A 15439-nucleotide genomic window follows, 5' to 3' on the forward strand; every position below is an offset into this window, starting at 1 on the left:
AATTCAGAGGTAGTCGAATAATCTATTGGAGACCCAGCATGACTGATGACCAGCTTGTCGATTTAATGCGCACCTGTCGCCGAGCAATACATGAAACGTCTGAGATGGCGTTCGAAGAGCACATGACCGCCGGCCTATTGGCAACGACGCTGCGCGACAATGGCATACAAGTATTCGAGGGAATTGGCAGGACGGGCGTGGTAGCTGTATTGCGAAATGGTGAAGGCCCTAGCATTGGTCTTCGAGCAGACATGAATATGTTGCCCGTCCATGAAGAAAATACGTTCGCTAACTGGACCAGGAACGGAGGTGAGAAGGACGCATACCGTCATGATGGACACGCCTCCATACTGCTCGGCGCAGCGCTCTACCTCAACGCAAACCGTGGTTGGACGGGTACTGTCCATTTCATCTTCAAGCCAGCGGAAGAACTGCTCGGCGGCGACAGGGGCACGCAGGCAGAAGGACTCTTCCAGCGCTTTCCCTGCGACGCGGTGTACGGCCTGCACAACTGGCCAGAACTACCAGCTAGTCCACTCGCGTTTGAGACCTTTGAAATCCATGTTGAAGGAAAGGGGGCATATGCCGCAATGCCTGAGAAGTGCATTGGCCCCGTCGTCATAGTCAGCAGGCTATTGGCAAGCACCGACGCCCGCCGCGAGAGCCGGCGCGATACTGGTCATAGTTACAGTTACGCAAATCCATGGGGGCGATGCTCGAAACGTCACACGGGAACGGGCAATCGGGCTGTTGCTTACCTGAAGTATTTCAAAAGTATTTGTAGCCCCTTTTAACCGGCATCGCGAATCAACCGCAACAGTAAGTGGTGAGTGCTTAAGCATAAAATCGATATCGCAATTCAGGCCGAAAAACGCACACTCACTTACCTTCACTGCGTTGCCAAAAACGGAACAAGAGTCGCGCCCCAATGTGCTGGTTGTGCTGCATGCGACACGGTAAATTCACAGGTCATTGAGTAATCTATTGGAGACCCAGCATGACTGATGAACAGCTTGTCGATTTAATGCGCACTTGTCGCAGAGCGATGCATGAAAAGCCTGAGACGGCGTTCGAAGAGCACTTGACCGCCAGCCTATTAGCAACAGCCCTGCGCGACAATGGCATAGAAGTATTCGAGGGTATTGGCAGGACGGGCTTGGTAGCTGTCCTACGAAATGGCGACGGCCCTTCCATCGGTCTTCGAGCAGACATGGACGCGCTGCCGGTCCATGAGGAAAATACGTTCGGGCACAGGTCCAGGCACGAAGGGAAGATGCACGCATGCGGTCATGACGGGCATGCTTCCATGCTGCTTGGCGCAGCGCTCTACCTCAACGCAAACCGCAGTTGGACGGGCACCGTGCACTTCATCTTCCAGCCAGCGGAGGAAGCGCTCGGCGGCGGCAAAGTCATGGTGGAGGAAGGACTCTTCCAACGCTTCCCCTGCGACGCTGTGTATGGCCTGCACAACTGGCCAGGACTGCCTGCTGGCTCCTTCGCTATCAATCATGGCCCGATGATGGCGGCGTTTGATACCTTTGAAATCCTTGTTGAAGGAAAGGGTGCGCACGCAGCGATGCCCGAGAAGGGCATTGACCCCCTGGTCATTGCAAGTCAGATAGTCATTTCTCTGCAGACCATTGTCAGTCGGAGGCTCTCTCCGCAGGAGCCGGCAGTAGTAACAGTGACGCAAATCCATGGGGGTGATGCCTGGAACGTCATTCCGGAACAGGCTATCCTGCGTGGCACAGCCCGCTGCTTCTCAGAGGCAGTTCAGAAGCAGATACATGCATTTATCAGCGACATCGCGACCTCAACGGCTTCAATGAACGGCGGACGTGCCTCCGTGACATACAACTATGCCTACCCGCCCACTATCAACACGAACAATGAAACCGATATCGCAATACAGGCCGCAAAGCGGACAGTCGGTTCAGAAAATGTACGGTACGATTGCACGCCATCAATGGCATCTGAAGATTTTGCGTTCATGCTGCTGGCCAAGCCTGGTGCTTACATTTGGATGGGGGTAGACGGTGACGTCCCTAGTGCATCCCTCCATAATCCGCATTACGATTTTAACGACGATACACTCATAGTGGGAATGCGCTATTGGTCAAATCTTGTGGAAACCGTCTGCGCACCGATAAAACTCTAAGTAGAACAGAGGGGGCTTGCCCCCTCGTCTATTGACTAGCACTCGACGATGTTAACCGCGAGACCTCCGCGTGATGTTTCCTTGTATTTGGTCTTCATATCCGCACCGGTTTCTTTCATGGTTTTAATCACCGAATCCAGCGAAACATAGTGCGTCCCATCACCGCGAAGTGCCATCCTGGCGGCGTTTACGGCCTTGCCCGCCCCCATTGCATTGCGCTCGATGCACGGAATCTGAACCAATCCACCCACTGGGTCGCATGTGAGACCTAGATTGTGTTCCATGCCAATTTCTGCCGCGTTCTCAACCTGGGCAACACTGCCTCCCATTACCGCGCAAAGCCCTGCGGCCGCCATCGAGCAAGCAACACCGACCTCGCCTTGGCAGCCAACCTCGGCACCGGAAATTGACGCATTCAGCTTGTATAGAATCCCGACGGCGCCTGCGGTGAGAAGAAAATCAACGATTCCGTCGTCGTTTGCGCCTGGTACGAAGCGGTCGTAATAGTGGAGAACCGCAGGAATGATGCCCGCTGCCCCGTTCGTCGGCGCTGTGACCACCCGGCCGCCGCAGGCATTCTCCTCGTTTACCGCCATCGCATACAGGTTAAGCCAGTCGAGGACCGAAAGCGGGTCTGAAAGCCCTCGCTCCCCCTTTCTGGTTAGCTGAGCATGGAGTTCTGGAGCGCGCCGTCGCACCTTCAATGGGCCGGGTAGTTCGCCCGATGCGTTACACCCTCGTTCAACGCAGCCTTGCATGACGCCCCAAATGCGCAACAGTTCCTCGCGGACAGCGGCTTCGCTCCGCCATACCTTCTCGTTTTCCAACATGACCTGTGCAATCGTCATTCCGGATTCACGACACATCTGCAATAGTTCATCCCCCGTGTGAAATGGAAATGGAAGCCTATCGATGGAATGCAGTATCTGCGAATTGGGGGCGCCAGAAGATACGACGAAGCCGCCGCCCACAGACAAGTAGGCTTTTTCAACAATACTTACGTTTTTCTTATCGACCGCATAAAATTTCATTCCATTCGGATGCTCCGGCATGACCTCGCGTCTCAGAAAAGCAATATGCTCCTTCTCTACAAACCGGACTGGATGCGTGTGGAGCAAGCGAAGCGAACCCGACGCGCGCAGTTCTGCAAGAAGTGTTTCGATGTGGTCGGGTTCGATGGAATCCGGAGCGTAGCCCATCAGTCCAAAGATGACGCCCTTGTCAGTGCCGTGCCCCTTCCCTGTCGCACCCAGGGACCCGTATAGCGCCACCCGCACTTCCGAGACGCCATCGAGTAAGCCGTGCTCATCCAGATATTGCGCAAACATTAGGGCGGCACGCATTGGCCCTACGGTGTGTGAACTGGAAGGACCAATCCCAATCTTGAAAAGGTCGAAAACACTGACTGCCATGGGAATCCCTTTTTAACAACGAGGCGCATCGCGCCTCGCGAAGTGGTCTTGTCACGCTGCTTACGCGTAGCCGAACGGTGTTGCGGGTGAAGCTGAGGTCTCTACCCAAATGCTCTTCGTCTGCGTGTACTCATACAGCGCTTCCACGCCGCTGGACCGCCCGTAGCCACTTCGGTTATATCCACCAAAGGGGGATGCGACGTTGATGGTCTTGTAAGAGTTAATCCAGAAGGTGCCAGCGTTGACCTGTGCGGCAACGCGGTGGGCACGCGCCACGTCATTCGTCCACACAGCGCCGGCCAAACCGAACTCACTGTCGTTTGCAATGGCAATAGCTTCCTCTTCTGTGTCGAACGGAATAGCCACCACGACAGGACCAAAGATTTCAGTGCGTGCGACGTCCATGTCATTCGACACGCCGGCGAGTACGGTCGGGGACACGAAATAGCCACCTTCGCTAAACGATTCCGGGGCAGTCGCGAGACGTGCACCGGATTCGACGCCCTTGGCTATCATGCGTTTGATGTGTTCGTACTGGTTCTTGTTGTTGATTGGTCCGACTTCTGTGGCGTCGTCCTGCGGATTGCCGACGCGGATTTTGCGAGCGCCTGCCGCAACAATCTCAACGATTTGGTCATAGACACCGCGTTGGATGAGCAGGCGAGAACCAGCGACGCAGCTTTGGCCCGCATTGCCGAAAATTGCCGCTTGAGCACCGATAGCGGCGTGACGAAGATTGGCATCGTCGAAAACGATGTTTGCGGACTTACCGCCAAGCTCCAACACGCAAGGCATGACGCGCTTGGCAGCAGCTTCCGCAATCCGACTGCCCGTTTCGGGCGAGCCGACAAAAACCACCTTCTTGACATTCCAGTCTGCAATCGCTGCCTGCGCGATGGTATGACCATAGCCAGCAAGGACGTTAATGAGACCAACCGGTACTCCTGCCTGTTCTGCAAGGGACGCAACGACCAACGACGAGAACGGGGTGAGTTCGGAAGGCTTCAGGAGAACGGCGTTACCCATCGCGATTGCCGGCGCAACTTGCCAACCGCAGGTGAAGATTGGCGCGTTCCATGGCGTAATCTGCAATACGGTACCAATCGGCTCACGACGCGTGTAGTTCAGGTGCGACGTCGGGACAGGAATGACTTCGCCATGGAACTTGTCGGCCCAGCCGCCGTAGTATTCGAATACCTCGGCAACTTTGGCCACCTCGCCCCGGCAGTCCCGAATCGGCTTGCCTGAGGAAAGAGATTCCAGCTGTGCAAGCTTTTCGACATGCTCGCGGATTTTCACAGCGACTGCGAACATGACGCGCCCGCGCGCAGCATGCGTCAACGCCCACCATTTTTTCTGCGCCTGATTTGCCGCGTTCGTCGCCTGGGCGACGATGGCCGCGCCACCATCGCGATACGACAGACTGGCAGCCCCGGTCGCGGGATTGAAGAGGTGAATTTCATCACCTGTGCCAGAAATTAACTTGCCCCCGACGTAAGAGCCGACTTCCTTCGCCCCTGGGAAAAATTGCGAAAATGCAAGAATGAGTTGTTCTGCTTCTGAATGTTTCATGGTTGTGCTCCGATTTCTGGTTATTGTTGGTTGACGTACTGAACGATGCGATTGAAGTCTTCGCCATCCGCAACCGAGTCAGCGCTCGCCGCCCACAGGCGGCCCGTTTCTTTAGCCAGTGGCACTGACGCGTTGAGTTCGTCAATGAGGCCCATCGCCAGACGGAAGTCTTTTCTCATCAGTTTCATGGTGAAGCCTGAATCGAATGCGTCATTGAAAATCCAGTTTGGGAAGTTATTCGACGTGACATTGCTACGTGCCGAACCTGCATTCAGGCCGTCAAAAATCAACTGTGGGTCCAGACCTGCCGCGGTGGCGATTCGTGCAGCTTCGCCAGCGATAATCAAATGTGCGCCGGTCACAAGATTATTGAGAAGTTTGGCGGTATGCCCCGCTCCGACTGGCCCGACATGCACCCGTTTTGCGCTCATTACCGACAGCACTGGCTCAATGGCATCGACGATTTCTTTTTCACCGCCGAGTACCATTCCCATCGTTGCGGTAATTGCTCCCTTTGGGCCGCCGCTGACAGGCGCATCCACAAATGAAATTTTTACGTCGGCGAGCGCTTTAGCTACCTTGCGTGTGCTGTTCGGGTCGGCAGTCGTGGTGTCAACCACGATTAATCCGGCACGGCCGGATTTCAAAATGCCATCGTCACCAAACACAACTTTCTCGACAATGTCAGAAGTCGGCAGGGAAAGAATAAGCACGTCAACTGAGCTTGCGATGGCAGCCAGGGACTCTGCAACGGTAATGCCATCGCCTCCTAATTTGCCTGCGATTTCCGGCGATGCGTCATAGCCCACGACGTCGAATCCGCTGCGCTTCAGCGACAAGGCCATACCGCGTCCCATGTTGCCTAAACCTACTACGCCTACTGTTTTCATGCTGCATCCTCACAATTAGTTGAATAGCCTCGCCGCGATAGGGCGACACTTGCAAAACTAGCGCATTCCTCGCGCCAAAATCATGCGCCGCACAACATCGCACCAATACCGAAATAATTAGCGTGCAATGCGTATCGGTTAGACGATTTTCGCTTTGCATGAAACTATTTTGGGCGTCTTGTATGCCATAATCAATTACAACGGATAGCTCCTTTTGTTCTAATCGAGAGAACACGGCAATGGCAGAAACAATCAATGAAAGCCGCATCGCGTACTTATATGAAGCGGTGCGATGTGGGACTGTCAGGGCTGCGGCCGATTGGCTGGACGTCGCTCCGTCGGCCGTTAGCCGGCAAATTTCGCTTCTCGAAGAAGAACTTGCTGTCGCCCTGATGGAACGACATAAACGGGGAGTCACGCCCACTCAGGCGGGTGAATTACTCATTGAGTATTTTCGCGAACAGCGCTCCCACCAGTCAGACCTTCTGTCCAAACTGCAGGAAATTCGTGGTCTAAGACGCGGCTCTATCGCCGTGGCCATGGGCGAGGGATTTGTCTCGGACATGATAGGTGGGCCCATCAAGCGGTTCTGCAAAAAGTATCCGGAAATTTCGATTGTGCTCGACCTGGGCGGAACGAATGAAGTCGTCCGGGCGGTGGCTGAGGACGACGCTGAAATTGGACTGGTGTTCAATCCGCCGCCTGATGCGAAAATAGTTAGCAGAGCCTTTTCCAAGCAGCCAATGCAGGCCATCGTAGGGTCGGACTTCCCACTTCTGGGTAAAGTGTCTTCGGTTAAAGTGAAAGATTTGTTGCCGTATCCGGTGGCCTTGACGCACCTGACTTATGGGACACGGCAACTGGTCGAGGCCGCAATGCTGATGGAAAAAGTACGTTTCACGCCTACAATAACGACCAACTCCATCGCAATCCTCAAACACTTCGTCAAGTCGGAGTTGGGCTTTACGCTATTACCGCCATTCGCAGTCTCAACCGAGTTGGCTAACGGTGAACTCCACGCGATTCCGGTAGACAATCCGCTGTTAAATGGCTCGGAGGCGCATTTGATTACGCGTGTCGGGCGAAAGCTCTCCACCGCAGCGAACAGGCTTCTGCAACATCTCGGCAGAGAGATGCCAGCATTCCAACAGCATTGACGTTCTCGTTTTTAGAACAAGGTAGCTGACGCTATGTAATTGCAGAAACGGGCAGTAGTGTCCAAACTCAATTTAACGAGTTTGGAGATCACGACATGAACGCAGAAGCCCTTTGGAGCACGATTCAACATGAAGCTCGTGCAGAACGCGAGCTGACTCCGCAACTTGCAGGATACCTCGATAGTACCGTGCTGCAGCACTCTTCGTTGGGCGCAGCACTTGCATATCAGTTGTCAGTTCAACTCACAAAATACGATTCAGCCCTGACTTCCTTTCGGCCGCAGTTCGAGGCCATGATTGACAAGTATCAAATCGAAGAAGCCGCAAGCGCCGACTTATTCAAGGTCGCATCTTCGAACCCCGCCTGCCCCAATGCACTCTCTGCATTCCTGTCATTTCGCGGTTTTCAATCGTTTCAACTTCATCGGATAGCGCACCGCTACTGGCACGAAGGCAACACTACGCTGGCGGTGCTCCTGCAAAACTGGGGCGCTCAAATTTACAACGTCGATATCCACCCGGCTGCAAAAGTCGGGAAAGGTCTTTTCGTGGACCATGCGATGGGCATCGTGGTCGGCGAAACGGCAGTCATTGAAGACGACGTATCAATCTGGCACGGCGTAACGCTCGGAAGTACGTTCTCAGAGTCGGGAGACCGTCATCCGAAGATTCGACGCGGCGCAACGCTTGCGGTCGGCGCCATCATCCTTGGCAACATCGAAATTGGCGAGGGTGCCGTCATCGCGGCAGGCAGCGTTGTATTGCAGTCAATTCCGCCCGGTATGGTTGCTGCGGGAGTGCCTGCCAAAGTCATCAAGTCCGCTGCAGCGGCATATGCAGCTATTACCACACAGAAACGATAACGCAAGGAGCAAACATGATTCCCCCGAAAAATCGCGCTTTTGGCATCGACCATCCACTCGTGTCCGTACGAGACTTTAAGCACGCATTCGATAACTACGAAAAGCTTGGATTCTCGCCGTCACCGGTTTCTTACCATCCATGGGGAACGGCTACGTCGCTGATGATGTTCGAGAATAATTTCATCGAACTTATTGGCGTGGACGACGCTTCGAAATTTGGCGCCAATTCAGTAAACGGATTTTGCTTCGGCCGCTTTCTCGGAAACTTTTTAGAGCGCTCGGAAGGCATTTCACTGGTTGCCCTTCACAGTAAAGGACTTGACGACGACTTAACAGGCGCCGTGGGACGTGGAATCAAGACGCAAGGCAAGATTAACTTTCGTCGAAAGATGACCAATCCCGACGGGACTCCAGGTGAAGCTGTTGTTGCACTTGGCATGCTGCTAGATGAACAGTTAGGCGACGTATCAAACTTCCTCTGTCAACAGCATCGGCCTGAACTCATTTGGATAAAGGAATGGCAACAACATCCGAATGGCGCCACGGGTATCAATGCCATCACCTACCTCGCTGACGAAACGGCGGCTCTTGAGAAACGGTGGACTGGCTTGTACGGCGAAAAGTCTGTGTTCGAAATTCTGGGTGGCATCGCAGTCGATTCGGGCTGCGGTGAGTTTCGCGCGATAGGCCTTAAGGAAGCGGCTAGCCGCTTTGGCGATGTGGGCTTGCCAGAGTCATATACCAAAGCGCCTCACGGCATCGCCATCACTGTATCTGTTCGCAATCTGGCCGAACTCAAGGCAATTCTTGACGCCAATTCCGTCCCCTACGGTAGTACCGAGACGGGTCTCGGTGTTTTACCACAATATTGCGGCAACGTTGTTCTCGAGTTCGTCGAGTAAGGCCTGCCGCCACTTCACCATACCTGATGATTCACACTAGTAGTTTAAAAAAACCGGAGGAACGCCATGAGCATCAAGAAGCTAAGTACTGTTGTTGTAGTGGGAGCATTGGTTGTCACAGCAGGGGCTGCGTTAGCCGAGGACCTGGCCGTTAAAATCGGCTTCGCGTCAGCACTCACTGGTGCGCAGGGACACTTGGGAAAGGATATAGAGAATGGCGCACGCCTGGCCGTTGCTGATATCAATGCCAATCCTCCGACTATTGGCGGCAAGAAGGCAAAGGTCGAGCTACTAGTCGAGGATGACCAAGCGGACCCCAGGCAGGCGAGTGCCGCCGCTCAACGACTCATCGACATGAACGTGGTGGGTATTGTCGGGCACTTCAACTCTGGAACGACAATTCCAGTTTCGAAGCTGTATTTTGCCGCTGGCATTCCTCAAGTCTCACCGTCATCGACGAACCCTGCGTATACCCATCAAGGCTTCGCGACTGCATTTCGCCTCGTGGCCAACGATGCACAACTTGGCTCCACGATGGGCAAGTATGCAGTTCAGTCGCTCAATGGCAAGAAAATCGCCGTCATCGACGACCGGACAGCCTATGGACAAGGGGTTGCGGCAGAGTTCGAAAAATCGGCAATCAAAGCTGGCGCACAGATAGTGTCCCGCCAATACACGAACGACAAAGCAACCGACTTCATGGCGATTCTGACCACGTTGAAATCAGCCAAACCAGATGTGGTGTTTTTTGGAGGGATGGATGCGCAAGGTGGCCCAATGCTGCGGCAGATGGCACAACTGGGCATGGATGCAAAGTTCATGGGCGGCGACGGTATTTGCTCTTCGGAACTGCCAAAACTGGCCGGAGATGCGCTAAATTCGATTCCAGTTTACTGTGCTGAAGCTGGCGGCATCACAGCCGAATATGCCCCCGGCATGGAAAAATTCCGGACCCGCTACAAGAAACAATATGGCCAGGATGTGGTGATTTACGCGCCATACGGCTATGACGCTGTGATGGTCCTCGTCGAGGCCATGAAAAAAGCGAACTCCATTGACCCAAAAGTCTATTTGCCGGTACTCAAAAAAACAGACTATAAGGGACTTATTGGTCATACTCGCTTTGACCCCAACGGTGACATCCTTGACGGCGTTCTGACTCTTTATACCTATAAACAAGGCCAACGAGTCAGTTTGGGCGTACAGCACTGAACTCGCTAGGTTAGGTGGTCTGGCGGCGACATAAGCGGCGCCAGATTTTCATCTTCTTGGACAGTTGTTGGCGTGTCGGTGATCACTGCCGGAGAAGCACCGGCGAATTGATCAGCTGTGACCAGCGCAGGGGGGGCAGGTTAAGCCGACAGGCGGCAACAAGACACACTACCCCCCCATTCAATTGGATACGTGCCCCCTATGTAGCGCCAGGGGGCGTGCCCAAATAGCACCCGGCCTATCTCGCCGCAGCAAAAATCAGGTGAAGGTCCATTATTTCGATTCCCATCCGCATGGATTTTCCCCTCCCCACCCCTTTGATCAATCAATTAAATGGGACGCCAGTGTGCGATCTCATGACTGCCATGGTCATATAGGTCCGCCCGGCCAAGTCAGCGAGGGATGCATGGCACCTGGTGAACGACTTGAACTCTGAGCAGAAACTCATGTTCCATCTGTTCCCACGCCAAGTCAGGGGAAAGTGCGGTCGAGTGTCAGTCACGAACTGGTGATCTCATTTGCTGGAATAGGGGGCAATGCTGTGGAAGATAATGCAGGAATACCGGAGGCTGCTCAAGGCGATCAGATAGTGATAGCTGCCAAACAGGGGATGGGGTATAGGGTGCTCAACAAGCCGCTGAGTTGGATGACGGGTCTACTATAGGTCTACAATGCAGAAATGAAAAAGCCCCGCATTGCTGCGAGGCTCTTGTATTCTGGCTCCCCGACCTGGACTCGAACCAGGGACCTGCGGATTAACAGTACGGCAAACCGGATCGATTACAAACGCTGCTTCCCGGCACACTTTCGGGTTACTTGAGCTATGTTCCTTGCCCAGCAAATTCATCCAGCGAACGTGACGCCCGACATTCACGCTCTTTTTATGCGAAAACTAGACCAGATAGAGACCAGACACTCGCAAAACGTACCGGACGGTGACCAGAAAAAAGGTGAGGACTATCAGTTCATTCGCCGGTACCGGTCATTCGCATTCAAAGATATTTAGCACACTTAGTTAGCGAGCGATTTGTGTTTGGCTGTCTTTCACAAGCACGTTAGAAACGCCACCACTTCGTCAAACTTTCGCGGTAAATTACGACAACTACCTTTTTTGCAGACCTTGTCAGAACAAACGAAAAGCAACATGACTACGGTCAGCCGACGGCGTAGTGTGCTGGATTGGGGAGTCCAGTTGCACCGCCCTCCCATTCCCTCACTGTTTTTATTTCCGACCTCCAACACTCAAAAAGAAAGGGCAAGAAATGAAGCATCTCATCATTGCCACACTTATCGCAGCCGCAAGCTTTCCAGCGATAGCATCTAACGACCGCCCGCTACATACCACCGTTGAATGGTCCGGTGCATGCGACAACACCCGTGTACTGACACAAACCTCAGGGTTCGTGCCACTTGGTATTGCTGCAGTTGCCATAGTAGGACCGAAGTTGATTAGCGGCGCCATCGATGCAGCTGCCACAGCACTCAAGAAAGCTGGGGAAGACACCGAGTTGGCGAAAACCAGCGTAAGCGACGAAATTTCCCCCTACGCGTTAGACGAGGCCGGCGATCTCTTCATACCTGGCGACATGAAGTGCGGTGGTCAAGTAATTTCGGACACAACAATAGGTTCTCTTGCTGCCATTTTCCGCTCGTAGGCGGCGGGCGGCAGATTGCCCAATACTGAATTCAATCGCTCGGTGTTGTAGAAGCCGACGATGTACGCAGTGATGTCTTTCCTTGCTTCGGCGTGGTTGGCATACTGACGCTGCCAGACGCGCTCCATCTTGAGATTTAAGAAGAAGCGTTCCGCGACGGCGTTATCCCAACAATTTCCTTTGCGACTCATGCTACAAACAAAGCCATGTTCGTCGAGAAGGTCCTGGTACAACTCGCTTGCATATTGACTGCCACGGTCAGAATGGACGATCAGCCCGCGGGCTGGCCGCCGCTGCTGAATCGCCATGTTCAGAGCAGCACAGACTAGTTCAGCAGGCATGCTCGGGGCCATGGCCCAGCCGACCACTTTGCGTGCGAACAAGTCCAGCACGATGGCCAGATAAAGCCATCCAGAACCGGTACGGATGTAGGTAATGTCGGTCACGTACGCCATGTCCGGCGCGACAGGATTGAACTGCCGATTGAGGATGTTGGCAGCGACCGGCAAGTTGTGCTTGCTATCGGTGGTGTAGACGAATTTACGCTTCCACACGGGCTTTAGGGCAGCTTTGCGCATCAGACTGCGCACCTTGTGGCGTCCAACCTGGATACCTTGGTTCGCCATCGCGGTGACCATCCGACGGCTCCCATAGCTTTGATGGCTGGCCATGAAAGCAGCCTTTAGGTGGACGCTCGCTTTGCATAAAACCGGTTTAGCAGAACGACGCTGCGCCTCGTAATAGCCAGAACGGCTGACCGACAGAACGCGGCAACAGTGCTGCACAGGGAAGGCCTTCTCTTGCAGTTGACGAATGAGTTGATAGCTCATTTCAGTTCGCGGGCAAAGAAGGCCGATGCTTTTTTTAAAATATCTACATCCTGGCGAAGTTGGCGATTCTCGAGTTCCAATTGTCGTATGCGTTGTTGCTCTGACGTGAGCGGCAAACCAATCCCTGCCTGGCCGTTCTGCTCGGCGCTGTACTGCGTAACCCAACGACGGATCGCCGTCGGACCAATGTTCATACTTTCGCTGACATGCTGGACGCTCAGGCCCTGTTCTTTGATCATGCGCACGACTTCCAGCTTCAGACTCGTGTCGAACTTCTTGCGTTGCTTTGCCATGTACTTTTCCTCAGTTGATGGATTATCCACCTATTGAGGTGTCCGGCAAAATTAGACCACAGCAAAGTGTGTCAGCGTCTACTGGGGCACCTTCGACAAGTACGGCGAGCCCACCAAGAACTCGGTGCTGACTTTCCGGGCGAAGATTGAACAGGTGAAGGGAACGACCTACTTCCGTCTGCTGCCAACCTACCTTAGCGTTGGCGAATTCGCTGAGTCCTCTGTCTTTTCCAGAAACAAGCGCGATTACACCATCGCATTGACTCTGTCTATTCCCGGCGCGGAAAAGCCGTTTGCATCCACGACGTTCACATTCAAGAACATTGCTCCAGGTGAGATTCGCGGAGACGATCTGCGCCTCACGTCACAGCGATCTACATTGCTTGCGCTCCCGCCCGAACCGGAAAGCGGCAAGAAGGCTCAGACTGCACGAGTAGCCGAAATTGCTCCATATGTGCTGGCAGCAGACATACTAAACAGAAGGAAAGCTGAAGATCAAAAGAAAAGCAAATTAGACAAAATACCGTCCATCTACACGGACGAAGTCAAAACCCCAATCAAAACGTATTGTGACGAGCAAGGGATATTCAACAAAGGACATCCGATCCAGTTCGCACTGAACGATGACCTGTGTGCGTATCACGTCACCATCCTAAAGGCAGCAGCGACTGCCGAGATAGCAAAAGCTGGCATAAGCGGCGATACGCTGAAGTGGGCGAAGAGCGTATGCACCCAAGCTGCCAACGAAAATCGGGGGGGAGTCGCGACGATGAGCGATAGGCTGCAATCTCAGTCACAGACAGCTCCGTCTGATGATAGCCAAACACCTGAACAGCCGGAGTGCCCCTACCCGAAATTCGGGGACGCCAAATCAGAGCGCTACGGCGTAATGACTACCACCGTAGCCATAGTGGGTAAGCCCCCGGCGATCCCATCTTGACGACAAAGCCGTTAAGGCTAGATCGGGACCGCCGGCTTCCAACGGTGCGGCAGCAATTCGCCGATGTCGCTCGCTCGTTGCGTCGGCAGCCGCGTGATGACATCCTTGAGATAGGCATACGGATCGTGACCGTTGAGCTGCGCTGACCGGATCAGACTCATGATGGCCGCCGCGCGCTGGCCCGCCCGCAATGAGCCCGCGAACAACCAGTTCGAACGACCAATGGCCCACGGCCGGATTTGATTCTCGACCCAATTATTGTCAATGGGAACAGATCCGTCATCCAGGTAACGCGTGAGCGCCGCCCATCGCTTAAGGCTGTAATCGAGTGCCTTCATGATGGCAGAACCTTCCGGCACCCGTTCGCGCTGGCCAATCATCCATCTGTGCAACGCGTCGGCCACCGGTTTGGCGCGTTCCTGGCGAACCGCGCGCCGGTCGTACGGGTTGATGTCGGCAATGTCACGCTCGATGTCGTACAGCGTGCCGAAGAACTTCAAGGCTTGCTCGGCAATCTGGCTCTTGTTGGTGGCGTGCAGGTCGAAGAACTTCCGGCGCGCGTGGGCGGCGCAACCGATTTCGGTAATACCCTGCTGGAATCCGGCTTTATAGCCACCGTAATCGTCGCAAACCAGCTTGCCCTGCCACTCACCGAGGAAGTTGCGGGCATGCTCGCCGGCGCGACTTTCTGCAAAGTCATACACAACGGCACGTAAATCGGTGAATTGCGTTGCGGTATAGGCCCACAGGTAGGCACGATGGGTCTTGCCCTTGCCCGGACTGAGTATTTGCACCGGCGTCTCGTCGGCATGCAAGACCGCTTGCTGCAAGAGTTCTTCACGCAGCGTTTCGACGATGGGCTGCAAGCGCACGCCGCATACGCCAACCCATGCGCCAAGTGTCGATTGGGGAATGGCGAATCCGGCCCTGGCAAAGATCCGCTCGAGCCGGTACAGAGGCAAGTGGTCGGCGTACTTTGACACCAGAATCCATGCAAGCAGCGCTGCGGTGGGAATGCCCTTGTCGATCACATGCGCGGGAACGGGTGCCTGAATCAGTGTTTCACAGGGCTTGCAGACCCACTTGCCACGAATATGGCGTTCGACCGTGAACACGCCTGGCGTGTAGTCGAGCTTCTCGCTGATGTCTTCGCCGATGCGAACCCGTTGGCAGCCGCACGCGCAGGTGAGGTCATCGGGTTCATGGTGAATGTCGGTGCGGGGCAGGTGCGCCGGCAAGGGTGCGCGTTTCGGCTGCTCGCGTGGCTTGCGCTCGGATGCCGGCGATTGCAGCGCGTCGAGTTCGATTTCCAGCGCGGTCAGATCCGCGTCGACGCTTTCCTCGAGCAGGCTGGCCTGTCCGACACTGAGTTGCTCACTACGCTTGCCATAGCGAAAGCGCTTGAGCATGGCAAGTTCCTGCGTGAGCAAGTCGATGCGCGTTTGACGGTAAAGCAATTCAGAATCGCGCCGGCCGACCGTGACGATCAGCTCGGCAGCCAGTAGGCGAAGCTGTTCCGGGCTGAGGGTGTCGAGGTCTGCGATGGAGGTCATGC

The 15439-nt window shown here is 54.5% G+C and carries 13 protein-coding genes; 8 read left to right on the forward strand and 5 right to left on the reverse strand.

Features of this window, described 5'->3' with window-relative positions:
* Positions 1-38: 38 nt before the first annotated feature.
* On the forward strand, positions 39-794 hold the full coding sequence (locus AC3CHX_RS03745) for a M20/M25/M40 family metallo-hydrolase (protein WP_488642762.1): 756 nt from the start codon (positions 39-41) through the stop codon (positions 792-794).
* 203 nt (positions 795-997) lie between these two features.
* Complete coding sequence (locus tag AC3CHX_RS03750) at positions 998-2158, forward strand: M20 aminoacylase family protein (RefSeq protein ID WP_488642763.1); 1161 nt, start codon at positions 998-1000, stop codon at positions 2156-2158.
* Positions 2159-2193: 35 nt separating this feature from the next.
* On the opposite strand, the gene AC3CHX_RS03755 is transcribed toward AC3CHX_RS03750, so the two are convergent.
* The 3 genes from AC3CHX_RS03755 to AC3CHX_RS03765 are packed head-to-tail and all read right to left on the reverse strand — an operon-like array spanning position 2194 to position 6032.
* Entirely contained in the window at positions 2194-3570 is a 1377-nt protein-coding gene (locus AC3CHX_RS03755) for an L-serine ammonia-lyase (protein ID WP_488642764.1), read from the reverse strand.
* Positions 3571-3630: 60 nt separating this feature from the next.
* Positions 3631-5142, reverse strand: a complete 1512-nt coding sequence (locus tag AC3CHX_RS03760; protein ID WP_488642765.1) for an aldehyde dehydrogenase family protein — start codon at positions 5140-5142, stop codon at positions 3631-3633.
* 20 nt (positions 5143-5162) lie between these two features.
* Positions 5163-6032, reverse strand: a complete 870-nt coding sequence (locus AC3CHX_RS03765) for an NAD(P)-dependent oxidoreductase (RefSeq protein ID WP_488642766.1) — start codon at positions 6030-6032, stop codon at positions 5163-5165.
* Positions 6033-6271: 239 nt separating this feature from the next.
* Between AC3CHX_RS03765 and AC3CHX_RS03770 the strand changes: the two genes are divergently transcribed.
* The 5 genes from AC3CHX_RS03770 (at position 6272) to AC3CHX_RS03790 (ending at position 11821) form a co-directional block, all read left to right on the forward strand.
* Positions 6272-7189 (forward strand): LysR family transcriptional regulator, encoded by a 918-nt coding sequence (locus AC3CHX_RS03770; protein ID WP_488642767.1) that lies wholly within the window; start codon positions 6272-6274, stop codon positions 7187-7189.
* A 95-nt stretch (positions 7190-7284) separates the two neighbouring features.
* A complete protein-coding gene (gene epsC, locus AC3CHX_RS03775; protein WP_488642768.1) occupies positions 7285-8052 on the forward strand; it encodes a serine O-acetyltransferase EpsC in 768 nt (255 codons plus the stop codon).
* A gap of 14 nt (positions 8053-8066) precedes the next feature.
* Positions 8067-8954, forward strand: coding sequence for a VOC family protein (locus AC3CHX_RS03780; protein WP_488642769.1), 888 nt, complete (start codon positions 8067-8069; stop codon positions 8952-8954).
* Between the two features lie 72 nt (positions 8955-9026).
* Positions 9027-10166 carry a branched-chain amino acid ABC transporter substrate-binding protein gene (locus tag AC3CHX_RS03785; protein ID WP_488644717.1) on the forward strand — a complete coding sequence of 380 codons (1140 nt, stop codon included), beginning with the start codon at positions 9027-9029 and terminating at the stop codon, positions 10164-10166.
* 1262 nt (positions 10167-11428) lie between these two features.
* Positions 11429-11821 carry a hypothetical protein gene (locus AC3CHX_RS03790; protein WP_488642770.1) on the forward strand — a complete coding sequence of 131 codons (393 nt, stop codon included), beginning with the start codon at positions 11429-11431 and terminating at the stop codon, positions 11819-11821.
* Here AC3CHX_RS03790 and AC3CHX_RS03795 read toward each other — a convergent pair.
* A protein-coding gene (locus tag AC3CHX_RS03795; protein WP_488642771.1) for an IS3 family transposase occupies positions 11767-12944 on the reverse strand; the annotation gives its coding sequence in 2 pieces (ribosomal slippage) (positions 11767-12677 and positions 12677-12944; 1179 coding nt in all). The two genes, AC3CHX_RS03790 and AC3CHX_RS03795, sit on opposite strands and share 55 nt — an antisense overlap.
* A 154-nt stretch (positions 12945-13098) precedes the next feature.
* Between AC3CHX_RS03795 and AC3CHX_RS03800 the strand changes: the two genes are divergently transcribed.
* The gene (locus tag AC3CHX_RS03800; RefSeq protein WP_488642772.1) at positions 13099-13884 is read left to right on the forward strand and encodes a hypothetical protein; all 786 of its coding nucleotides are present in this window, start codon (positions 13099-13101) and stop codon (positions 13882-13884) included.
* 17 nt (positions 13885-13901) lie between these two features.
* Here AC3CHX_RS03800 and tnpC read toward each other — a convergent pair whose 3' ends face one another.
* On the reverse strand, positions 13902-15437 hold the full coding sequence (gene tnpC, locus AC3CHX_RS03805) for an IS66 family transposase (protein ID WP_488642773.1): 1536 nt from the start codon (positions 15435-15437) through the stop codon (positions 13902-13904).
* Positions 15438-15439: the final 2 nt, after the last annotated feature.

The organism is Glaciimonas sp. OK215 (genome assembly GCF_057787885.1).